Below are 21,954 nucleotides of genomic sequence, written 5' to 3'. Positions count from 1 at the left end.
GGCATTTACTGACGAACTGTTAGCCCCCGAGAGGGGGACGGCAAAGTGAGTACAAAGACGCCGGCCGCGACCGCGGTTCAGGCGCCGTGAGCTGAAAGAGAGGGAGGTAGACATGGGAACGCTCGATTCCGGTAACGCCGCATGGATCCTGACATCCGCGTCCTTGGTTTTCCTCATGACGCCTGGTGTGGCGTTCTTCTACGGCGGTATGGTTCGTGCCAAGGCCGTCCTGAACATGCTTATGCTTGAGGCGGCCGCACTGTCGGTCACCATGATTATCTGGACCCTGTGGGGTTGGTCGATCGCATACGCCGGTTCCGACATCGGCGGCATCTTCGGCGATCCCGCCACGGGCTTCCTGCTCAAGGACACGATGGTCGCCGACAAGGGCGTGTTCGGTTCCGCTTCGCTGAACGCCAACAACTACCCGGCCTCCATCGACGTGGCCTTCCAGGTGGCGTTCGCCATGATCACCGTCGGCCTGATCTGCGGTGCCATCGCCGAGCGCGTCAAGTACAGCACCTGGATGATCTTCGTGGCCCTGTGGATTACCTTCGATTACGCTCCTATGGCCCACATGGTCTGGAACGGCGGCCTGCTCTCCGGTGACGGCGCCATCTCCAAGGCCATCGGCGCCACCGCCCACGATTTCGCAGGTGGTACCGTCGTCCACATCAACGCCGCAGTCGCCGCCCTGATCATCGTGCTCATCATCGGCAAGCGCAAGGGCTTCGGCACCCAGCCGTTCCGCCCGCACAACGTTCCGTTCGTGATGCTCGGTGCCTTCCTGCTGTGGTTCGGCTGGTTCGGCTTCAACGCAGGTTCCGCCTTCGCCGCCAACGGCACCGCCGGCTACGCCTGGGTCTCCACCTCCGCCGCCACCGCTGCCGCAATGCTCTCCTGGGGCTTCACCGAGAAGATCCGTTCCGGTCACTACACCGCCATGGGCGCTGCCTCCGGTATGGTCGCCGGCCTGGTCGCCATCACCCCGGCTGCTGATGTGGTCTCCCCGCTGTGGGCCATCGTCATGGGCGCCATCGCCGGTGTGCTCACCTGCCTCGCCTGCGGTCTGAAGTTCAAGTTCGGTTACGACGACTCCCTTGATGTGGTCGGCGTCCACGGCGTCGGTGGTTTCACCGGCACCGTCCTGATCGGCTTCTTCGGCGAAGGCACCGGTCTGCTGGCCGGCGGCGATTGGAAGCAGCTGGTCGTCCAGCTGGTCATCGCCATCGTGGCCATCCTCTACTCCGCCGTGATCACCGCGATCATCGCCTTCGCTCTTGAGAAGACGATCGGTTGGCGCGTCACCGAGGCCCAGGAAGTCGGCGGCATCGATCTTGCCGACCAGGGCGAACGTGCTTACGATTTTGCTGGTACTGCCAGCTCTGTCCTCAAGGAGGTGAAGTGAGATGAAGCTGATCACCGCTATCATCCAGCCCCACAAGCTCGACGACGTCAAGGAGGCTCTCGCAGCCGCCGGCGTGCACGGTCTGACCGTGTCCGAGGCCAACGGCTACGGCCGCCAGCGCGGCCACACCGAGGTCTACCGCGGCGCCGAATACACCGTGGACCTGGTTCCGAAGATTCGCGTTGAGGTCCTGGCGGATGACGCCGATGCCGAAACGCTGGTCGGTGTGATCGTCAAGTCCGCCGGCACCGGCACCATCGGCGACGGCAAGGTGTGGGTCGCCCCGCTTGACTCCGTGACCCGCGTGCGCACCGGCGAGACCGGTTCCGCCGCCATCTGATAAGGCGTCCGTTCCTCTCCCTAGGGGTTCGGATTATCAAACAAGGCAGATCCCCGCATGCCGCGCTAGCCGCCGTGCGGGGATTTTTTATTAGCTTTGTTCAATTTTTCTCTTGGTTTCCCCTGAAAGACGATGCCGACTGAGGGGTAGCCCGGCAGAGCCTTTTTATTCTGATTGTTGAAGGATGGGACAATTGACCAGCGCAGTCGATGGTTTGAAGCAGCGATTCATGGATATGAGCCAGCCGGATGCGGACGGTGTCTACCGCAACGGTGCGGCCAAACGCAAGGCGCGCACCGAGCTGGCGATGCAGTGCCTCACGCAGCTGTGGTCCGAAGCGTGCGAGGCCGTCTCCTTCACCGTGCCGTCCACCGGCATCGGCTTCGCCGCGGTGGGCTCCCTGGCCCGCGGACAGATTGGTCCCAGTTCCGACCTGGATTTGGTCATCATCTACGAACCCCGTGCGATGAACGACCAGCAGCTCAACGAGCTCGCCAACAAACTCTGGTACCCCCTGTGGGACAGCGGCCTGGACCTCGACCATTCCATCCGCACGCGCGCCCAGTGCGAGGAGGTCACCGACCACGACCTGCCCGCCGCCATGGGCTGGCTGGACGTCAAACCCATCGCCGGGGACACCGAGCTCATCAGGGCAACCGCACTGTCCATTCTGGAACGTTGGCGCAAGGCGGCCCGCAAACGCCTGCCCGAACTGCTCGACTCCGCCAAGGCCCGCCTGGACGAGTTCGCGCGACTGCAGTACGTCAACCAGCCTGACATCAAGGAGGCCCGCGGCGGGCTGCGCGATTCGGTGCTGGTCTCCGCGCTGGCCGCCTCATGGCTTGCCGACCGCCCCCACGGCAGTTACGACGAAGCCGTGGAACGTCTCTTGGACGTGCGCGACTGCATCCACTTGGTGGCGAACAAGGACACCAACCTGCTGCTCACGCCGTATCAGGCCAAGGTGGCCGCCATGATGGGACTCGCCGACCCGACTTGGCCGGAGAACGAGCGCGCCGCCTACTCCATCGACGACCTGCAGACGCTGCTCGCCCGCATTGGTCGCCGCATCTCCTTCTCGCTGGACTCCACGGCGTCCCGCGCCGAACATTCGCTGACGCATGAGAAGCCGCGGTTCGCCTTCTTCCAGATGTTCTCCCAGCGGGCCGGCGGCAAACGCGAGGCCCCGCAGTTCGATGTGGTGGCCCCCGGTGTGGCCAAGCACGAGGGCGAACTGGTGCTGGCCCCCGGCGTCAATCCCGCCACCGACGCCAAGCTGGCGTTGCGCATGGCCGTGGCGTCCGGCGAGTTCGGCCTGCCCATCAACCCGTCCACGCTGGTCAACCTCAAGCGTTGCCCGATTCGTGACAGCCAGTGGGACGATGAGTCCCGCGCCTTGTTCGTGAGGCTGCTCGCCTGCGGGCCGGAGCTCATGAACGTGTGGGAGAGCATCGACTTCGTTGATATCCCGGGTCGTTGGATGCCCGAATGGCTGGGTATCCGCAACCGTCCGTCCGCCTCGGCCGCCCACCGGTACACGATTGACCGTCACATGGTCGAAGTCACCTCGCGTCTGGGTCGTGAGACGCCGTCCGGCGGCCGGTATGACGACGAGCATTACACGGCGCTGCTGCTGGCCGGCATCACCCATGACATCGGCAAGCGCGCGTTCGTGCGCGACCACGCCGCCGAGGGCGCCCGCCACGTGCCGGTGATCCTGAAGCGTATGGGCTTCGCGCCGGGCATCGTGGAATGGGCCACCGTGCTGGTCCGCGAGCATCTGACGCTTTCCGAATTCGCCACCGGCAAGGATCCGAACGATCCGGCCGTCGCAGGCGAGCTGGCCGACCGACTGCATCACGACAAGATGCTGCTGGACATGCTTTTCGACCTGACCCGCGCGGACGGCTCGTCGCTCGGAGCCACCGCCGGCGAGACCATCACCAAGCAATACGGCTGGTCCAAATGGCGCGAACAGCTCGTCCGAGGCATGTACTCCGCCGTCCGTGCCGCCATGTGAGTCGAGTGAGTGTTGGCATATCAAGGTGGCGCCCCTTATTCCTGGCTCCCCTCTATGAGGGGAGCTGTCGGCGAAGCCGACTGAGGGGAGCAGCTCAAAGTAATACGGTTTCGCTGCCTTATCTCATCCACCTATCCCCACGCACACGCAACCCGTTGAACACGCCACGCCCGCCCATAAGCACGACATTGAACACCGCCCACAACACCATCGTGCGCAGAAGATTGTTTCCCAGCCACGGCGTCACCGCATCGGCCAGCACCATGATCACCGCGATGTACGCCACGGCCGTCACCGTGCAGGTCGCCGCAAGGTACCGGTAGTCGCGCGAGCCGATGAGAATGCCGTCGATCGCCATCATCCATCCCTGCAGCGGGAAGAACACGCCCATCGTCACCATGCCGGCTGCGATAAGCATCTGGATATGCGGGGTGGGGGAGAAGAAATGGCCGGCGAACAGGCCGATCACCGCGAATGCCAGCCCTATCAGCGCGCCGGTGGCTAAGCCGGCTCGTCCGGTCGCCTTCGTCAGCCTGCGCGCCTGACTCGCGCTCCCCGCGCCCAACGCCGTGGCCACCAGCGTCTGCCCTGCGATGCCCACGGAATCGAGCATGTTCATCGCGAAGTTCCATGAGGAATTCACGGCTTGGAATCCGGCCAGCACCGAGGTGCCCATGCGTGCCGCGCTCGCCACCGTGACCACCATCGCCGCGCGAATCGTCAGCGTGCGGATGAACAACGGCAGACCGTCCCCGCCGGCGGCGGCGATGCCGGCCAGTCGCGGCCTCAGACTCGCGCCATCCGCCTGCGCCCACAGGATGGCCGGAACCACCAGGAACAGGCCCATATACCATTGCGCGATCATCGTGGCCGCACCGGAGCCGGCGATGCCCCAACCGAATACGATGACGAACAGCACCTCCAGCATCGTGTTCAATATCGCACCGCTCACCGCGGCGATCAGCGTGATGCGTACCTTCTGCAACCCCCGAAAGATGCCGTTCGCCGCATACACCAGCAGCATGCCGGGCGCGCCCAACACGATCGCGCGCGTATACGTCACCGCCTGATCCAGCACCGCGCCCTGGCCGCCGAGCGCCCGGCACAACGGCTCGGCCCCTGCGAACAGGCCAATGGCGAGTATGACTCCGATGCCCAGGGCCAGCCACAAACCGTCGATGCCGGCCTGCAGACCCTCGCACCTGCGGCCCGCGCCCAGGAGATGTGCCACCTGTGCGGTGGTCGAATACGCCAGGAAGATGCACAGCCCCACGGCGGTGAGGATGATGGTCGAGCCGATGGACAGGCCCGCCAGCGCCGCATCCCCGATATGCCCCACAATCGCCGTGTCGATGAGAATGAACGTCGGCTCGGCGATGAGCTGCCCGAACGTGGGCAGCGCCAACGCCAGAATCTGCCGGTTGATGGGCCTGCTGTCTGCTACGCGGTCCGAATCACCGTGCCCGGCGTCGCCGGAGGCGTCGGAATTGCCGGCATCGATGGGCTTGTGAGTACTGGAGGGCATGGGGGATTCGCTGTGCACGCTCGCATGCATAGCATGACTGACTACGTTGCGCAACCGGCCAATAACCAGCGCACAGGTTATCCCCAAACTATCCACCAAGTTATCCCCATTTTGTGGATAACTTGGTGGATTATCCCCATGGTTATCCCCTAAATGTGGATAACTCATTTTTCTATCCACATTCCCCTCCTCTGCGTGTCGCGCGGCCGACATCCGGATGAATCCGACGTGAACGAATCGCCTGTGAAGGTGTGAAAGTTTTCCTGATTGTGCGAATGTTTTCACTTCTCGACACAGTGTTCGCGATGTGAACGTGAAAAGTCGTTGGGGGGGGTATTCGTGGCTAATAAGGATGGCTGTGCCGTCCCTGTTGTTCCCATATTTCAAAGAGATTTATCTGAAGAGACAAGGTGGTACGGGAAATGGGAGTGGAGAATCATAGCCCTGCCAAACGCCTCATGGCGTTGATGGCGGCCATATGCACATTGGGATCATTGGCGGTGACGCCGTTGGCGAACGCCGAGGACGCGACGCCCGCGCAGGCCGCGGACGGCTGCGTGGCTGTCGACACGGCCAGGAACGCGGACAAATTCAAATGGGGCGACGATCAGAAGACCGTGGTCAAGGGTTTCACGAGTGAATTCCTCGCCGAGGGCCATTCGTGCTATGACCTGAACATCTCCGCGAACGTGACCGAGATTTACGGATTGCCAGTAGAAGACTTGGGCGCGTTCCATGACCAGCCGATTCACAAGCTGACGTTCGACGACGGCGACGTACCGCTGACGATCGGCAGCTATGCGTTTTCGGGTGCGAAGGGCTTGAAGGACCTCTCGTTCCCATCCCGTCTGCAGAACCTCAGCGGGTTCAACACGTTCGCGAATACGGGTTCCTTGGAGACGGTGATATTCCCGGATGACTCCCCGGTCACCGAGATCGGCATCCATATTTTCGCTGGCAGTGCGCTGAAGAGCGTGAAGCTGCCGCCCAAGCTCACCAAGATCGGCAATGCGGCATTCATGGGAGATTCGAAGAACCCGACCGCGTACACGATCGAGTGGCCTACGGAAAGCACGTCGTTGACGATTGATGACCAGGCGTTTGATTATTCGGAGAACACGGCGCTTGATTTCACGGGCACGAAACTAACCAGTCTTGACATTGGCGACCTTGCGTTTGCCGACGGTAGATTCACGAGTGTGAAATTCCCCTCCAAGATGGATAGGCTCATCCTCGCCGGAGGAATATGGAACAGCAACCAGGTGACTGCGTTTACCCTGCCCGATGAGGTCGACGACCTGCAATTCCAGGGCGGCGGCCGGTACACGTTTGGTGGCGTGAAAGACGATGCCATGGTAAGGCTTCCCAAGAAGGTCGGGAAGGCGTATATCTGGACGCCTGCTGGTGGTGGGTTGCATCCTTTGACTGCCCCGGACGGCGTGGACGCCGATAGCGATTACTGGGATGCCTTCATTTTCGCGAACGCCAACCCGGAGATCGTGGATTCGAAAGGAAATGAGATTGATCTTCCCCTGTGGCCTCATGTGCGCGTGTACGTCCAGGACTCGGACAAGAGCGAACGCCATCTGCAAACCGTAGAAGACAAGACTCAAGAGCTTACTGCTCCGCAGGCTCCGGCGTTGAAGCCGTCGGACGTGTCCGAGGACCTTGAGTTCGCCGGCTGGAAACTGTATCGGAATTACCCTGATGAGAATGACTACACCCGTTATGAGCTGCTTCAACCCGGTGCTGTGCAGACCGTCGGTGCGGGTGAGTTCACGTGGGTCGCGCAGTGGAAGGCTGCGTGGACGGTGTCTTACGATTTGTCCGGTCTGCCGGAGGGCGTGAAACTGCCCGATGACGCGGCGAAGTATTATGCGATTGGCCAGAGGGGTGGCCAGTTCGCCCTGCCGACCCCGGCGCCCGCGGTGAAGGGGCTGACGTTCACGGGCTGGACGTGGACCAGCGACTACGATCTGAGCCAGTACCCGCAATACGCGGGCGCGTACGACCAGACGACGCCGATCACCTCGTGGGACCAGCGTCCCGCCAACGCTGTTAACCAGACTGATGTCGCAGGTAATCTGACGTTGACGCCGCATTACTCGGGCACGGTCAAGTCGGTGGAGCAGCCGGCGGGCGTGACGTACTGGCAGGGCGGCGAGCCCGTGCTGCCGAAGTCGGTGAAGGTCACATACGAGGGCGGCGCGGTCCGCAACCTGACCGCCGGATGGGATGCGACCGAGAACGGTCAGGCCATCGACTGGAAGACGTTGAAGGCCGGAACGGTCAAGACCCTGAAGGCCACGCTGCCCGACGGCGCGGGCGAAGCGCAGGTCACGGTCACGGTCCTGGCCAAGGCCCAGATCACGTACGACGCGAACGGCGGCACGGGCACGATGAATCCCACCGAGGGCGCGGCCGGCGGCAAGGTCAAGCTCGACGCGAACCGGTTCACGTACCGTTGGCATGAGTTCAAGGAATGGAACACCAGGAAGGACGGTACCGGCACCGCGTACCGGGATGGCGCCGAGGTGACGCTGCCGGCAGGTGGCCTGACCCTGTACGCGCAGTGGAGGGTCGCGTGGAACCCGACGCCCACCCCGACGCCGACGCCTACCCCGACTCCGACTCCGTCTGGTCTGACGGATGTGCGTCGTTTCTACAACCCGCGTAGCGGCGAGCATTTCTACACGACTGGCGTGAAGGAGCAGGAGGCCCTGCGCGCGACCAAGGTGTGGCGTGACGAGGGCGTGGCGTTCCGCATGTCCTCGGACAAGGGCACGCCGGTGTATCGCCTGTACAACAGGCGTGGCAACGGCATGCACCTGTTCACCACGAGCCAGAGGGAGCGTGACTTCCTCCTGTCCCAGAAGTGGGTGGATGAGGGCGTCGCGTTCTACGTGCCGTCTGATGCGTCCGTGAAGGTGCATCGCCTGTACAACACCCGTAACGGCGATCACCTGTTGACGGTGGGCGCGAACGAGTATGGCGTGGTGCTCATGTCGAAGGCTTGGCGTGACGAGGGCATCGCGTTCAACGCGAAGTGACCGTCGCTGAGTGAATGGAGGGTCCCGGCTGTTCCTGTTGGAGGGGCCGGGGCCCTTCCCTGTTTTCGTAGATGTTTTGTCCGTGTGGGGAGTGCCCTGTGTGGATCCCCTCAGCCGGCTTCGCCGGCAGCTCCCCTCGGGGAGGGGAGCCAGGTTCTATTCGTGAAGGGATTTGATTGATGCGTGTTGTGGCTGGGGATGTGAGGGCGTTGGTGAAGTCGCCGGTGGCGTTTGCCGGCGTGCTGTTGGCCGTGGCGGCCACGGTTGTGGTGCCGGTGTTGTGGTGGAAGGCTGACCGGCTCCTGTGGTGGGTGATTATCGGCCTGGCGTGGCTGGCGGGCCTCCTGCTGGCCGGGTTGTTCGTGCCGAAGGCGGAAGCCGCGCGGGATGGTGTGGCGTCCCTGGTGTTCGTGGGTGAGGCCGTGTTCGCCGTCCTGTTCGGTGTCATCGGGTTTGTCTCGAAGGTGGGTGGTCGTCTGGCGTACGCGCTGGCGCCGCTGGTGCTCGTGCTGGCCGTTCTGGGCCTGAAGGCGGTGGCCTCGGGTGCGGGCGCTTCCGTCCGTAAGGCTGCGGTCTGGCCGTTGGTGGCTCCGTTCCTGCTCGTGGTCGACAGGGTACCGGCCGGTGACAACTGGATGACGATTCACCTGCCGTTGCTGTTGGCCGTGGCCGTGTGGCTGGTGCAGGCGGGCCAGGTGTGGGATGCCCTGGTGGATGTTCCTGTGGTGTCTGAGGGTGTTCGTGGCCGTCATGGTGGGGACTCGCGGTGAGTGATTTCACTCCCGAGCAGATCAGGTATTTGGAGTCCCTGCCGGCTGTGGAGTCGGCGACGCCGACTCGCGTGTACTACACGAACGAATTCAGGGCTGACTGCCTGCGCCAGTACGCGCTGGGCAGGCGCCCCGTGAGTATCTTCCGTGACGCGGGCTTGGATCCCAGGCTTGTGGGGTATAAGCGTATCGAGCGTGCGTTCGCCCGGTGGAAGCAGGCCGAACACGAAACCGTCCTGCCATGGGAACGGCCGGCGGACGGGGCGGTCTCCGAAGCGGCAGACGGGCCCGATGGGATTAAGCCGGCTGTTGGCTCCCGCGCGGAACCGGTTCCGTCGCGTGCTGGGGCGGATACTCGTGACGTGCTGATCACCCAGCAGATCCACTACATCCAGTACCTGGAACGCGAACTCGACCGAATGCGCGGGCTACTGAACAAATGACTACATAGGTCATTGAGAGCTGCCAACACTTCGCTGATTTAGCATAATTATGCTAAATTTGGGCTGGAGGTGGTCGGTATGGCTCATCAGATGATTCGCCCGGTGTCAGACCTTCGGAACAATTTCGCGGACGTGTCCCGCACGGTTCATGAGACGGGCCAGCCTGTGTTCCTGACGAAGAACGGGTTCGGTGACATGGTGGTGCTCAGCATGGATGCGTACGAGAACCTGCGACTGGATAGTCATGTGTATGACATGCTTCTGGAAGGTGAGCGTGAGGCCGAGACCACCGGCACGCGATTCAGCCCCAAGGAGGCGCTGGCATCCATGCGCGCCGCCATCGACGGTGCGGCTCGTGTATAAGGTCGAGATTCTGCCGAAGGCCGTGGGAGATATGAGTTCCGCGGTCGCCTACATCGCGGGCGAGCTGCAGAGTCCTCATGCCGCCGAACGTCTCATGGTGGGATTGAATGCGGCGATTGAGGGCTTGGCGGATTTCCCGTATTCCCATCCTTCGTACATACCCATTCGTCCGCTTCGTCATGAATACCGTAGAGTCATGGTCGGCAATTACGGGATTTTCTACTGGGTGGATGAGCCGGCCAAGACAGTGACGGTGTCCAGAGTCATCTACGCGCGAAGGAATCTGTCCCAACAACTTTCCTGAACGGCTGTGTTGCTCCGCGCGATATCAGGTTCGTTATGTCCATGTGCGTGTAGATTGGGGAGCTATGGCAGAAGGAAGCGACACCTCATATCAGGACTATTCGGGCGGCGGCAGCGGCGCTCGCGGTGCGTCGGGCGCGACCCAGACGGTCGGCGACGCGATTTTCGACCGCGTGCCCCCGCATGACGACGACGCCGAAATGGCCGTGCTCGGCGGCATGCTGATGAGCAAGGATGCCATCGGCGAGGTTTCGCAGACCATCGATTCCGCCGATTTCTACCAGCCCAAGCACCAGACTATCTACAACGCGATCATCGACCTGTTCTCCGCCAGCCAGCCGGTGGACGTGGTGCTCGTGGCCAACCAGCTGCTCGCTGACGGCAATCTGGACAAGGTGGGCGGCGCGGATTACCTGCACAGCCTGGTGGCATCCGTGCCCACCGCCGCCAACGCGATGTACTACGCCGAAATCGTGCATCAGCGTGCCGTGCTGCGCAACGTGATCGCGGCCGGCACCAAGATCGCCCAGCTCGGCTACTCCGCCGAAGGCTCGCAGGCCGAGGACGTGGTGAACCTCGCCCAGTCGGAGATCTACGAGATGTCGATGGGCAAGGTACGTCAGGACTACACCGCCATCGGCCCGGTGGTCCATGACGCGCTCGACCAGCTCGACAAACTCCAGCAGGGTCTGGTGAACAAGGGCGTTCCCACCGGATTCCGCGACATCGACGACGTGACCCAGGGTCTGCAGCCCGGCCAGATGGTAGTCGTGGCAGGCCGACCGGCCATGGGCAAGTCCACGCTCGGCATCGACTTCGCGCGCGCCGCGGCCCTGCACCACAACATGACCTCGGTGGTGTTCAGCCTGGAGATGAGCAAGGTGGAGCTCGCCCAGCGCATCATCTCCGCCGAGACCAACATCCCGATGGCAGCTCTGCGCCGTGCGGACGACATCACGCCCGAACGCTGGAACACGCTGAACCAGTTCTGGACCAAGATGCAGAACGCGCCGCTGTTCATCGACGACAGCCCGAACATGTCGCTGATGGAGATCCGCGCCAAGTGCCGCCGACTCAAGCAGACCAACGACCTGAAACTCGTGGTCATCGATTACCTGCAGCTCATGACCTCGGGCAAGGCCGTGGAATCCCGCCAGCAGGAGGTCTCCGAGTTCTCCCGTGCCTTGAAGCTCTTGGCCAAGGAGCTAGAGGTGCCCGTGGTGGCGCTGTCCCAGCTGAACCGTGGTCCGGAAATGCGTAACGACAAGAAGCCGCAGCTGTCCGACCTTCGTGAATCCGGCTCCATCGAGCAGGACGCCGACGTGGTGTTCCTCGTGCACCGTCCGGACTTCTACGACAAGGAGGACCGTCCGGGCGAGGCCGACATCATCATGGCCAAGCACCGTAACGGCCCCACCGAAACCTTCCATCTCGCCTTCCTCGGCGCCACGTCCAAGTTCAAGGACATGCCGCAGGACTACAACCAGGGGGTGTGACGCATGGTCGGAGGCAATGTTCCACGTGATGTTTCACGGAGCGGCGAACCTGTTTCACAATATGTTTCACAAAGTGCCGGAATTGTTTCACGGCATGTTTCACGCCTGGAATGCGTGCGATAGGAGGTGCCACGATGAATGAGAACAATCCGGCTGCGAACCAGCCCAAGGCATCCAAGACTTCCCAAGCCCCCCAGGCGCCATGGAACGCCTTCGCCACGCCGCTGATCGGCAAAGGCGTGCGTTGGGCGTCCCGCGTCACCAAGCACGGCGGCTCGGCGTTCCCGGGCAAGGTGATCGAACGGATCGACCCCACCTTCCTGGCCCGCACGCTCGGCCAGCTGCCGCTCGGCGTGGTGCTGGTCTCCGGCACCAACGGCAAGACCACCACCACCCGCATGGTGGCCTCGATGCTCGCCGATCTGGGCCTTAAGGTGTTCACCAACCCCACCGGCTCCAACTTCACGCGCGGCGTGGTCTCCGCACTCCTCACTGAGGTGAACCTCGCCGGCAGGCTGGATGCGGACATCGCCGTGCTGGAGCTGGACGAGGCGTACGCCGTGCACTTCGTGCGCCAGGTCAAGCCACGCTATGCGCTGCTGCTCAACGTGATGCGCGACCAGCTCGACCGCTTCGGCGAGATCGACACCACGGCCAAGCTGCTCAGCCATGTGGCCGAAACTACCACCGGCACTGTGGTGCTCAACCGCGAGGATCCGCGCATCGCCGCGCTCGCCGCCAAGGCCCCGGCCGGCACCGAAGTGCGGTATTTCGGTCTGGCCGATGGCCTGAAGCGCTACTTCCCCTCCGACGACGACATGGCCACCACCGTGTCCGTGGAGGCTGGTGCGGGGGATGGGGCGCGCCGCGAGCTCCCCTCAGTCAGCTCCGCTGACAGCTCGTCCTGCAATAATGGACAGACTGCGTCCGACGTTTCTGTAGGCTCGACTGCCGTCTCGCACATCGCCTACGGACAGCACACCGTGCTGTCCGCTTCACGGCAATGTCCTCAGGGAGGGGAGCCAAGGACCGTACGGAATGACTTTCGTCGGAAGACTTCGGCTCCCCTCTCCGAGGGGAGCTGTCCGCGAAGCGGACTGAGGGGAGCTGCGTCGGAGACCCTCCCCGCGGACGTAACGCTCACCGCCGTAGGTGACCATCAGGCCACATTCCGCATGGACGACCGCGACTACTCCACCGCCGTCAAACTCGAAGGCGTCTACAACCTCTACAACGCCGCCGCCGCGCTCGCCGTGGTCCGCGCAGTGCAGAAGGACGCGCAGGCCCTCGCCCTGCCCCCACTCGCTACCATACGAACCGGCTCACTGGCGGCCCGCGAGCGCGCGTTCGCCGATGCCGACGCCGACAAGCTCATCGCCGCCGTCTCCCGTGTGACCCCGGCGTTCGGCCGCGGCGAGATCATCGACGTCAATGGCTCGCCCGTCGAACTGCTGCTCGTCAAGAACCCGATGGGCTTCCGTCTCTCGCTGGCCAGCTTCGACCCGGCCGGTGCCGACACCATGATCGTCATCAACGACGAATACGCCGACGGCCGCGACATGAGCTGGCTGTGGGATGTGGACTTCACCTCACTGCGCACCTCGGGCGTGGCCATGGTCTCCGGCGTGCGCGCATGGGACATGGCGCTGCGCCTCGGCTACGACCAGGTTCCCGTCGCTGCCACGGACCCGGACATCGAATCGGCGCTCACCGCGTTCGTCAACGGCAACCCCGGCAAGCCGAAGCACATCTACTGCACGTACACCTCCATGCTCAAGGTTCGCGCCGCGCTCGCGCAGGTGGCGAACGTCGCGGACGCCGGCGTGGGCAAGTGAGCCGGCAGACGACCCAAGGATTCCAAGGAGAACGAGACATGGGCAAGACAATCGATGTGATGTCCCTCTACCCCAAGGACATGAACATCTACGGCGACTCCGGCAACGTGCTGACCATCCGCCGCAGGCTGGAACTGTACGGTTACGCGCCGCGCATCCACCAGTACAACCAGGGCGACGAATGGCCGGACCACGTCGACCTGATTCTCGGCGGCGGCGGACAGGACACCGGTCAGAAGAAGATCATCGACGACTTCTTCAAGCGTGCGGATCTGCTGCGCTCGCTGGCCGTGGACGGCACCCCCATGCTCATGATCTGCGGCCTGTACCAGCTGTTCGGCGAGTACTTCGAGACCGTGGACGGCACCCGCCTGGACGGCATCGGCATCATCGGCGCCCACACCGTGGGCCGTGACGTGCGCATGATCGGCAATCTGGTGGAGCATTCCGAGCAGTTCGGCGACGTGATCGGCTACGAGAACCACTCCGGCCAGACCTTCCTCAACGAGGGCGTGCAGCCGCTGGGCCATGTGGATCAGGAAGGCCGGGGCAACAACGGCGAGGACCATACCGAAGGCGCGCGGGTGAACAACGTGATCGGCACGTACATGCACGGCTCGCTGCTGCCCAAGAACCCCGCCATCAGCGACTTCCTCATCGCCACCGCCGTGACCCGCCGCTACGGCACGTTCGCTACGAACGACCAGACCCAGGAACAGGCCGCCGAACTGAAGCGGTTGGACGCCGTGGCCGCCAACGCCCGCAAAACCGCCGCGGCCCGCCCGCGGTGATGTCGCAAATCCAGACGAAATCGGCCGCGGGGACTAGCGCCAAGGCCGGGCGGTTGCGCTAGGCTTGACAATACGGGACGCGGCATAAGGCCGCGGACGAACCTCGAAGGAGGGGTTATTATGGCAGATTTCGATTTGGGCGACGGCCTGCGCAAGGTTCTGCTGGCGGGCATCGGTGCCCTGGCCACCGGCTATGAGAAGAGCAGCGAGATCGTCGATGACCTCGTCAAGAAGGGCGAGCTGACCGTCGAGCAGGGCAAGAGCCTGAATACCGAGCTCAAGCGCAAGGTGGGCGAGGCCCTCGTCAACGACGCGAACAAGGATGACGCCAAGAAGTCCGAGCCCGTGGACACCGAGGTCGCGCCGGAGACGCCCGAAGCCACCGCCGACAAGTCCGCCGAGGCCTGAGCGATACTCTCGTGACAGCAGTTCAGCCGGAAACCAAGCAGCAAAGCAACGACCAGCCGACCTCATCCAGTACCGGAAGTACCGGCAGCACTGGCAGTGCTGGCAACACCGTCAATACTGCCAGCACTGCCAATACGGAGGCCGGCTGGTCGCAGTATGCCTGGAATCCGGCCGACACCGAAACCATCGGCCTGTTCGGCGGCCGGCGCGACGATTTCTCCACGCGCTATCACCTGACCCGTCGCGGCAAGGTGAAGCGCCTTGCCCAGATCACGCGCATCGTCAACCAGTTCGACGCGCTCAAGGGCCTGACGCCGGTCAAGATGCGCCTCATGTTCGAGGCGCTCGGCCCCACCTTCGTCAAAGTTGGCCAGATCCTCTCGATGCGCTCCGAGATCCTGCCGCAGAGCTTCTGCGACGAACTCGCCAAACTGCGCGCCGACGCCGACCCCATGCCCTACGCCACCGTGCTGGACGTGCTCGCCGCCGAATACGGCCGTCCCGCGGATGAGGTATTCGCACAGATCGACCCCAAGCCGCTGGGCTCCGCATCGCTCGCCCAGGTGCATCGCGCCACGCTGAAGACCGGCGAGGACGTGGCCGTCAAGGTCCAGCGCCCCGGCGTGCGCGAGACCATGGCCCAGGACGTGTCCATCATGCGCTCCATCGCCAAGGCGGCAACCAAGGTCATCGGCTCCTCGCAGATCGTGGACCTCAAAGGCGTGGTCGAGGAGCTGTGGGACACGTTCGAATCGGAGACCGACTTCTTGGTGGAGGCCCGCAACCTCGCCGAATTCAAGCGGTTCGCCTCCCGCTTCAAATACATGGACTGCCCCACGCCGTACCCGGAGCTATGCACCGAGCATGTGGTGGTCATGGAATACGTGGACGGCATCTCCGTCTCTCATGCCGGCGAACTGGTCGCCGCGGGCTACGACCTCAAGGACATCGGCACCAAGCTCGTGGACAACTACGCCACGCAGATTCTGGACGACGGCTTCTTCCACGCCGACCCGCACCCCGGCAACATCATCATCCGCGGCGGCCAGATCGTGCTCATCGACCTCGGCATGACCGGCCGTCTTGACGCCAAGACCCGCGCGGTGATGAAGGACATGATCTTTGCCGTGGCCAAGCAGGACTCACCGCAACTGGCGGACGGCCTGTTGCGTTTCGCCGGCGCCGAAGCGGATCCGGCCGACTATCCCTCGCTGCTCGCGGACCTGGACGTCATCGTCAAGGAATACGGCACGGTGGAACTGGCGGACCTCGACATCGCCGCCTTCATCGCCGCGCTCACCTCGCTCGCGCAACGCCACGGCATCGAGGTGCCGAGCACCGTCACTACCGTGGGCCGCGCGCTGGTGACGTTGGAGGGCCTGCTGGACGAGTTCATCCCGGACGTGAACATGATCGAGATCATCTCCCAGCACATCGCCACGTCCAAGACCACCAGCCAGGCCGTCAAGGACGAGCTGAAATCGCTGGGCATCGAGGGGCACGAGGCCGTCCACAGCGCGCTGGGGGCACTCAGCGAGTTCAACGTTGCCGCCCGCATGCTCACGCGCGGCCAGTTGCGCGTGAACATGGAACTCGTGGGTTCGCAGGAGCCGTTCCAGCTGCTCTCCGACATGGTGAACCGACTGACCATGGCCCTCATCGTGGTGGGCCTGTTCATCGGCTCGTCCATCGTGTACTACGCCGGCATGAAGCCGATCATCTTCGGCATCCCCATCGTGGGCTTCCTGGGCTACGTGGTGGCCTTCGTGCTTGGCGTGTGGATCGTGCTCGACATCTACCTCAAGGGCCGCAAGTCCAAGAGGCGGTAGGGTTCCGGCGGCCGAGGTCTTTCTGCAGAGCTGTGTCAGTCCAACGGCTCAGTCCAGCGGAAGCGTGGACTCGCGCTGGATGAGGCGGCAGGGCGTGTAATCCACTCCATGATGGGGATTGCCGTCGATGGCGTCCATCAGGTAACGGGCGGCGCGGCGGCCGATGGTCTCGGTCTCGTTGTCGATGGAGGTCAGGGCCGGGCGTGAGCTGGAGGTGAGTACGGACCAGTTGTCGTGGCCGATCACGGCCACGTCGTCCGGGATGCGCATGCCCTGCTGCTTGAGCACGTCGATGCAGCCGCGGGCCAGCTGGTCGTTCTGGCAGACCACGGCGTCGAACTTCACGCCCTGATCGAGCAGCAGTCGGGTGGCCGCGCGGCCCCAGCCCTCGTCCCACTTGCCGTAGCGGATGGGCCCGGCCGGTTCGATGCCGAGCTCGGCCAGCGCCTCGAGCGCGCCCTTGGTACGGTCCGTCGCGGCGGTGTAGGTCTCGTCGCCGCCGATGATGGCGATGTGCCGGCGACCGCAGGAAATCAGGTGATTGACGGCCATGCGGCCGGCGTCCACGTTGTCGCAGGTCACGGAGCAGTCGTCCGGATCGGTGGAGGGGCCGTAGACGTAGACCAGCGGCACGCCCCAGTCATGGCCGAGCGAGGGGCGCGGGTTGGTCTCGCGCTGCACGATAAGCAGGCCGTCGACCTTCAGGGAGAGCAGCTTCTCCACATGCTGGCGTTCGAGAGCCGCATCGCCGCGGGCGTTGGCCAGCAGCACGGACGTGGACTGCGCGCGCAGCTCGTTTTCCGCGCCGATGAGGATCGGGGTGGAAAAACGACCCTGCAGGTCGGAGGTGACCAGGCCGATGAGGCCGGAGGTGCCACGGACCAGCGACTGGGCCAGTTTGTTGGGGGAGTAGTTGAGCTGACGGGCGGCATCCAGCACGCGCTGCTTGGTCTCCTCGCTGATGCGGGGCTTGTTGTGCAACGCCTTGGATGCGGTGGCCAGTGAAACGCCGGCCAGCGCCGCAACGTCCTCAAGTCGGGCCGAACGTCCGGCTGGTGCCTGGGCCATCATCATGCCTCGATTCCTCATCGTGCCGCTTCTATATCTATCCAGTATGCGTGTGCGGGCCGTTCGCCACGCTCCATTCCGACACCTCTGGAGGAGTACATCGCCGAAAGACGGTCACGCGGCGAAGCATTCGGTCAGGTACATCGCTGTGCTGCAATCGATTGTAGTGCAAAAATGCGAAAAAGTTTTCGCAAGGCGTGTTTCTGGGGGTATGTTTATAACGAAACGATAACAACAATGTTCGTTTTTGCAAGAATTGAATGAAAGCGTTTGTTTTCTGTGAGGTTTTGTGTTACTTGTGCGACACGCCGTAGAAAAGCTGAAAATAAGCCGATTTTTGCATGATTTAGTTCGGTGATTTACATATCGAACCCGTTCGGTGCGCGAAAGAAAAGGAAAATGCGAAAGCGTTTTTGCAAAAACTCCGATGTTCGCATATATTGAGAAAAGGCTTTCGCAAGGTTTCATTCCACCGAAGGAGGGAGGAACGGAGCCCCGAAGGACCGGAGGCGGAAACTCCGCCACCGCCTCTCAGAGATGAGCGGAACATTTTAGAGAAAGAAGCGAATATGTCCTTCAACAAGGTCACCCGCGCGCTCGCCGGCATCGCCGCCGCTGCAATGTTGATCCCGCTGGCCGCCTGCGGCGGCTCCGGCAATGGTGGCACCGCCACCGCCGAAGGCATCCCGGCCAAGGGCACCGATGACGGCACCGAAATCACCCTGTGGACCCGTTCCCCGCTGGAGCGTCAGGCCAAGGCCGCCGTCGAGGCCTACAACAAGAGCCACAAGAACCAGGTCAAGCTCGAGATCATCCCGAACGACGATATGGAAGGCAAGGTCGGCGGCGCCTCGCAGACCGACTCCCTGCCCGACATCCTCGCCGGCGACGTGGTCCGTATTCCGTACTGGGCCTCCGAGGGCATCTTCACCGAGATCACTGACCAGATCAAGGGCCTCGACAACCTGGACGACATCCAGCAGGGCCACATCAAGGCCGGCACCGTGGACGGCGCCGAGTACACCCTGCCGTTCATCACCGACGTTTCCGTGTGGGTCTGGAACAAGGACCTGTACAAGGAGGCCGGCCTCGACCCGGAGCAGGGCCCGACCGATATCAAGACCTTCACCGAGCAGGCCAAGAAGGTCGCCGCGCTCAACAAGGACGGCGTGGCAGGCTCCTACCTGGCCGGCCAGTCCGGTGGCGCCCTGGTCTTCGACCTCTTCCCGTCCGTGTGGGCTGACGGCGAATCCGTCATGAACGACGACGGCACCGAGGCCACCCTGAACAATGACTCCATGAAGGCCGTGCTCGACTCCTACAAGGAGCTGGCCAACACCACCAACGGCCTCGGCGCAGGCTCCAAGGAAGAGACCGGTGCCACCTGGACCGCTCCGTTCGCCAACGGCAAGATCGGTGTGATGCCTTACCCGAACACCTCCCTCAACGACATCTTCGACGCTGAGAAGTCCGGCGGCTTCCAGGTCGGCGTGACCCCGATCGCCGGCACCTCCGGCAAGACCTCCACCTTCCTCGGTGGCGACGCCATGGGTATCTCCAAGGATTCCAAGCACGTCGCTCAGGCCTGGAACTTCCTCTACTGGCTGATGCAGTCCGACACCCAGAAGGAAGTCTTCGCCGACAACGGCTACACCGCCTCCAACATCGAGACCCTGAAGACCGCCTACAAGGACGCCGATCCGCGCATCCAGACCATCAACTCCACCATCATCGACGGCAACGGCCAGACCCCGAAGTCCGCGGCCTTCAACGAGGCCTTCAACGCCGCCGGCTCCCCGTGGCAGCTGCTCGTCCAGAACGCCGTCTGGGGCGATGGCAACCTCAAGTCCGACAACCAGGCCGTCACGGACGTCCTGTCCGCCCAGTGATTCCGCTGAATCGCTCGCATAGCCCAATAGCTACCAATAACTGAATATCGCTCTCCTCGGTCGCTTTGCGGCGGTTCCCCTCAAAAAGGAAGCCGGACGAATCATCTCTGGCTTCCCTCCCTGAGGGGAGCTGGCCGGCAAGGCCGGACTGAGGGGAGCCTTCCCAAGCCAAAATCACATCACCAATCCCGACTGTGGTCTGCTGCCAAGGTCGATTCCGGTTTCCTGTTGTACTCTCCTTCCTTTCTCCTTCACACAGGAATCGGCCTTGATAACGGATTGCATTCGCCTTTCAACAACGAATCACATCCGATTTTTCGATCAACGTCCGATCGTCCGATCAAATCCATTTCCCCATAAAGGAGTGAAACATGTCGAGTGTTTCCAAGTCCGCCGCGGCCGTGCCCGAGCACAAGTCCACGGCAAAGGCCCAGGCATTCCGGCGCGGCATCCTGTACGCGCTGCCCGACTGGGTGATGATCATCGTCCTGTTCTTCGTGCCGATCGTGCTGCTCGTCATCATGGCATGCTCCCGCTGGAGCCTGCTGGGCGGCAACCGAGGCACCAACTTCCCGGACAACTTCACCAAGGTGTTCGAACACAAGCTGTTCTGGCCTTCGATCGGCTTCACGCTTGAGTACACCGTGATCGTGACGATCTTCCTGCTGGTGCTGGGCCTGGGCATGGCCCTGATCGTGCAGGAGTCCAGCAAGTGGAACAACGTGCTTCGTACCTGCTTCCTGCTGCCCTCCGCCACCGGTCTGGCCTCCGCATCCCTGCTGTTCTACGCGCTCTACTCCCCGCAGGTGGGCCCGGTCACCAAGATCCTGAGCTCCCTGGGACTCATGCAGGAGGGCGGCTCCGTGCTCGCCACCGGCCAGTCCGCGCTGTGGGCCACGATCATCGTCATCGTCTGGCGCTTCTCCGGCTACTACATGCTGCTCATGATGATTGGCCTGCAGGCCATCCCCGGTGACCTGTACGAGGCCGCCCGCATGGACGGTGCCGGCACCTGGCGCATCTTCCGCTCCATCACCCTGCCGTTGATGAAGCCGACCATCGTGATGTGCTTGGTCTACTGCGTGACCGGCTCCATCCTCGCCTTCGATCAGTTCTTCATCCTGACCAAGGGCGGCCCGAACAACTCCACCATGACCGTGGTGCAGCTCATCTACAACTTCGCCTTCGATTCCAAGAAGGACCTCGGCATGGCCGCCGCGCTCTCGCTGATCGTGCTCATCGCCCTGGTGATCATCAACTCCATCCAGATGCGCGGCATGCGCGACAACACCAAGTGAGAAAGGGGAGGGAATACATCATGACTACCCCATTGTGGAAGCGCGTCATCGCCCGAATCCTCGAAGGCCTTCTGGCCCTGATCTTCATCAGCCCGCTGATCTGGGTCGTGATCAGCTCCTTCAGCCCGCAGGCCGGCTCGGCCCAGTCCCAGGGCTGGGGCGTGGCCAACTACCTGACGCTGTTCGGCTACCAGGAAGGTCTGCCCAAGTACCTGTTCAACTCCATCATCGTCTCGCTGGTCGCCGTGGTGTTCTCCGTGGTGGTCTGCACCCTGGCCGGCTACTCGTTCTCCCGCTTCGACTACCCGGGCCGCAACCTCGGCTTCATGGTGACCCTGTCCATCCTCATGGTCCCGTACGCCTCGCTGCTGATCCCTCTGATGGTGTGGTTCAAGGACATCGGCCTCAATGACACGCTGCTTGGCGTGGGCCTCGTGATCACGCTGTTCCAGCTGCCTATGTCGACGTTCATCATGCGCAACGCCTTCGACGCCATCCCGAAGGACATGGAAGAGGCCGCCATGGTTGACGGCTGCAACTCCTTCCAGGCCCTCGTCAAGATCCTGGTGCCGGTGGTCAAGCCCTCCATGGTCACGGTCGGCCTGCTCGCCTTCCTCGAGGCATGGAACAACTTCATGATCCCGCTGTACCTGTCCTCCTCCGCGAAGAGCACCCTGCCGCTCGCCATGGTGAACATGCGCCAGCAGACCATGGGCGTCATCGACTACGGCGCCACCGAAGCCGGCGTCGTAGTCCTCCTGATCCCCTGCGCCATCCTCTTCCTCGCCCTGCAGAAGTACTACGTGAAGGGATTTATGGCTGGAGCCGTCAAGGGCTGACGGCCGGCGCCGTCAGCCCTTGGCTGGAAGCCCGGTGGGCTTCCAGCAGGCTCCAGGCTGAGGGCTGGCAAGCCCGAAGCCAATGCTGAGCCCGGCTGAAAGCCGGTCTTTAATTGCAGGACGGGCGCGGTCAGGATACTGAGCCTCGCCGAAGGCGAGTCCTTAATCGCAGGGCCGGAGGCGGTGCCATATAGCAGGCGCACTTGGATTTAATCCTGTTCGCGCTCTTCCTCCCGCAAGGCTACTCAGTCAAAAGCCGGCCAACCCCCAACCCCCGCC

At 63.0% G+C, this 21,954-nt stretch carries 17 protein-coding genes and 1 pseudogene; 16 read left to right on the top strand and 2 right to left on the bottom strand.

Annotated features, from left to right (window positions below; all coding sequences use genetic code 11):
- Positions 1 to 112: 112 nt before the first annotated feature.
- The 3 genes from JS536_RS00095 (at position 113) to JS536_RS00085 (ending at position 3,768) form a co-directional block, all read left to right on the top strand.
- On the top strand, positions 113 to 1,408 hold the full coding sequence (locus tag JS536_RS00095; RefSeq protein WP_214305445.1) for an ammonium transporter: 1,296 nt from the start codon (positions 113 to 115) through the stop codon (positions 1,406 to 1,408).
- A gap of 1 nt (position 1,409) precedes the next feature.
- The gene (locus JS536_RS00090) at positions 1,410 to 1,748 is read left to right on the top strand and encodes a P-II family nitrogen regulator (protein WP_109057958.1); all 339 of its coding nucleotides are present in this window, start codon (positions 1,410 to 1,412) and stop codon (positions 1,746 to 1,748) included.
- A 193-nt stretch (positions 1,749 to 1,941) separates the two neighbouring features.
- Positions 1,942 to 3,768 carry a nucleotidyltransferase domain-containing protein gene (locus tag JS536_RS00085; RefSeq protein ID WP_214355321.1) on the top strand — a complete coding sequence of 609 codons (1,827 nt, stop codon included), beginning with the start codon at positions 1,942 to 1,944 and terminating at the stop codon, positions 3,766 to 3,768.
- A gap of 118 nt (positions 3,769 to 3,886) precedes the next feature.
- Here the strand turns inward: JS536_RS00085 and JS536_RS00080 are convergent, their stop codons facing one another.
- A complete protein-coding gene (locus JS536_RS00080; RefSeq protein WP_214355320.1) occupies positions 3,887 to 5,323 on the bottom strand; it encodes an MATE family efflux transporter in 1,437 nt (478 codons plus the stop codon).
- A gap of 392 nt (positions 5,324 to 5,715) precedes the next feature.
- Between JS536_RS00080 and JS536_RS00075 the strand changes: the two genes are divergently transcribed.
- From JS536_RS00075 to JS536_RS00025, 10 genes and pseudogenes are all read left to right on the top strand, one after another.
- Positions 5,716 to 8,343, top strand: coding sequence for a leucine-rich repeat protein (locus JS536_RS00075; RefSeq protein WP_214355319.1), 2,628 nt, complete (start codon positions 5,716 to 5,718; stop codon positions 8,341 to 8,343).
- Positions 8,344 to 8,522: 179 nt separating this feature from the next.
- On the top strand, positions 8,523 to 9,113 hold the full coding sequence (locus JS536_RS00070) for a hypothetical protein (protein ID WP_214355318.1): 591 nt from the start codon (positions 8,523 to 8,525) through the stop codon (positions 9,111 to 9,113).
- The gene (locus JS536_RS00065) at positions 9,110 to 9,556 is read left to right on the top strand and encodes a transposase (RefSeq protein WP_214355317.1); all 447 of its coding nucleotides are present in this window, start codon (positions 9,110 to 9,112) and stop codon (positions 9,554 to 9,556) included. Before JS536_RS00070 ends, JS536_RS00065 begins: the two co-directional genes overlap by 4 nt.
- Positions 9,557 to 9,634: 78 nt before the next feature.
- Positions 9,635 to 9,919 carry a type II toxin-antitoxin system Phd/YefM family antitoxin gene (locus JS536_RS00060; RefSeq protein ID WP_214305037.1) on the top strand — a complete coding sequence of 95 codons (285 nt, stop codon included), beginning with the start codon at positions 9,635 to 9,637 and terminating at the stop codon, positions 9,917 to 9,919.
- Positions 9,912 to 10,223 (top strand): type II toxin-antitoxin system RelE/ParE family toxin, encoded by a 312-nt coding sequence (locus tag JS536_RS00055; protein WP_214355316.1) that lies wholly within the window; start codon positions 9,912 to 9,914, stop codon positions 10,221 to 10,223. Before JS536_RS00060 ends, JS536_RS00055 begins: the two co-directional genes overlap by 8 nt.
- Before the next feature lie 64 nt (positions 10,224 to 10,287).
- A complete protein-coding gene (gene dnaB, locus JS536_RS00050; protein WP_214355315.1) occupies positions 10,288 to 11,718 on the top strand; it encodes a replicative DNA helicase in 1,431 nt (476 codons plus the stop codon).
- A gap of 203 nt (positions 11,719 to 11,921) precedes the next feature.
- Positions 11,922 to 13,553, top strand: a pseudogene (locus tag JS536_RS11705) (MurT ligase domain-containing protein); the annotation flags it as partial.
- A gap of 38 nt (positions 13,554 to 13,591) precedes the next feature.
- Positions 13,592 to 14,344 (top strand): glutamine amidotransferase, encoded by a 753-nt coding sequence (locus tag JS536_RS00035; protein ID WP_214355314.1) that lies wholly within the window; start codon positions 13,592 to 13,594, stop codon positions 14,342 to 14,344.
- 120 nt (positions 14,345 to 14,464) lie between these two features.
- The gene (locus JS536_RS00030; protein WP_214355313.1) at positions 14,465 to 14,752 is read left to right on the top strand and encodes a hypothetical protein; all 288 of its coding nucleotides are present in this window, start codon (positions 14,465 to 14,467) and stop codon (positions 14,750 to 14,752) included.
- A 185-nt stretch (positions 14,753 to 14,937) separates the two neighbouring features.
- Entirely contained in the window at positions 14,938 to 16,581 is a 1,644-nt protein-coding gene (locus JS536_RS00025; protein ID WP_346427447.1) for an AarF/UbiB family protein, read from the top strand.
- Between the two features lie 48 nt (positions 16,582 to 16,629).
- Here the strand turns inward: JS536_RS00025 and JS536_RS00020 are convergent, their stop codons facing one another.
- Positions 16,630 to 17,649, bottom strand: a complete 1,020-nt coding sequence (locus JS536_RS00020) for a LacI family DNA-binding transcriptional regulator (protein ID WP_214305041.1) — start codon at positions 17,647 to 17,649, stop codon at positions 16,630 to 16,632.
- 569 nt (positions 17,650 to 18,218) lie between these two features.
- On the opposite strand from JS536_RS00020, the gene JS536_RS00015 reads away from it, so the two are divergent.
- The 3 genes from JS536_RS00015 (at position 18,219) to JS536_RS00005 (ending at position 21,675) form a co-directional block, all read left to right on the top strand.
- Positions 18,219 to 19,538, top strand: a complete 1,320-nt coding sequence (locus tag JS536_RS00015) for a sugar ABC transporter substrate-binding protein (RefSeq protein ID WP_214355311.1) — start codon at positions 18,219 to 18,221, stop codon at positions 19,536 to 19,538.
- A 371-nt stretch (positions 19,539 to 19,909) separates the two neighbouring features.
- Positions 19,910 to 20,836 (top strand): sugar ABC transporter permease, encoded by a 927-nt coding sequence (locus JS536_RS00010; RefSeq protein WP_109057944.1) that lies wholly within the window; start codon positions 19,910 to 19,912, stop codon positions 20,834 to 20,836.
- 20 nt (positions 20,837 to 20,856) lie between these two features.
- Positions 20,857 to 21,675, top strand: a complete 819-nt coding sequence (locus tag JS536_RS00005) for a carbohydrate ABC transporter permease (protein WP_214355310.1) — start codon at positions 20,857 to 20,859, stop codon at positions 21,673 to 21,675.
- The last annotated feature ends 279 nt before the right edge of the window (positions 21,676 to 21,954 follow it).

Origin of the sequence: Bifidobacterium sp. SO4, from assembly GCF_018555355.1 — a bacterium.
In the GTDB taxonomy this organism is placed as follows: domain Bacteria; phylum Actinomycetota; class Actinomycetes; order Actinomycetales; family Bifidobacteriaceae; genus Bifidobacterium; species Bifidobacterium miconisargentati.
Note: the sequence above shows the minus strand (reverse complement) of the source record. Positions and strands in the feature narration are given on the sequence as shown.

Bases quoted from the DNA above. Each gene is read 5' to 3' on its own strand.
- JS536_RS00095 (WP_214305445.1), top strand. From the start codon at position 113: ATGGGAACGCTCGATTCCGGTAACGCCGCATGGATCCTGACATCCGCG.
- JS536_RS00090 (WP_109057958.1), top strand. From the start codon at position 1,410: ATGAAGCTGATCACCGCTATCATCCAGCCCCACAAGCTCGACGACGTC.
- JS536_RS00080 (WP_214355320.1), bottom strand. From the start codon at position 5,323: ATGCATGCGAGCGTGCACAGCGAATCCCCCATGCCCTCCAGTACTCAC.
- JS536_RS00075 (WP_214355319.1), top strand. From the start codon at position 5,716: ATGGGAGTGGAGAATCATAGCCCTGCCAAACGCCTCATGGCGTTGATG.
- JS536_RS00070 (WP_214355318.1), top strand. From the start codon at position 8,523: ATGCGTGTTGTGGCTGGGGATGTGAGGGCGTTGGTGAAGTCGCCGGTG.
- JS536_RS00060 (WP_214305037.1), top strand. From the start codon at position 9,635: ATGGCTCATCAGATGATTCGCCCGGTGTCAGACCTTCGGAACAATTTC.
- dnaB (WP_214355315.1), top strand. From the start codon at position 10,288: ATGGCAGAAGGAAGCGACACCTCATATCAGGACTATTCGGGCGGCGGC.
- JS536_RS00035 (WP_214355314.1), top strand. From the start codon at position 13,592: ATGGGCAAGACAATCGATGTGATGTCCCTCTACCCCAAGGACATGAAC.
- JS536_RS00030 (WP_214355313.1), top strand. From the start codon at position 14,465: ATGGCAGATTTCGATTTGGGCGACGGCCTGCGCAAGGTTCTGCTGGCG.
- JS536_RS00020 (WP_214305041.1), bottom strand. From the start codon at position 17,649: ATGGCCCAGGCACCAGCCGGACGTTCGGCCCGACTTGAGGACGTTGCG.
- JS536_RS00015 (WP_214355311.1), top strand. From the start codon at position 18,219: ATGTCCTTCAACAAGGTCACCCGCGCGCTCGCCGGCATCGCCGCCGCT.
- JS536_RS00010 (WP_109057944.1), top strand. From the start codon at position 19,910: ATGTCGAGTGTTTCCAAGTCCGCCGCGGCCGTGCCCGAGCACAAGTCC.
- JS536_RS00005 (WP_214355310.1), top strand. From the start codon at position 20,857: ATGACTACCCCATTGTGGAAGCGCGTCATCGCCCGAATCCTCGAAGGC.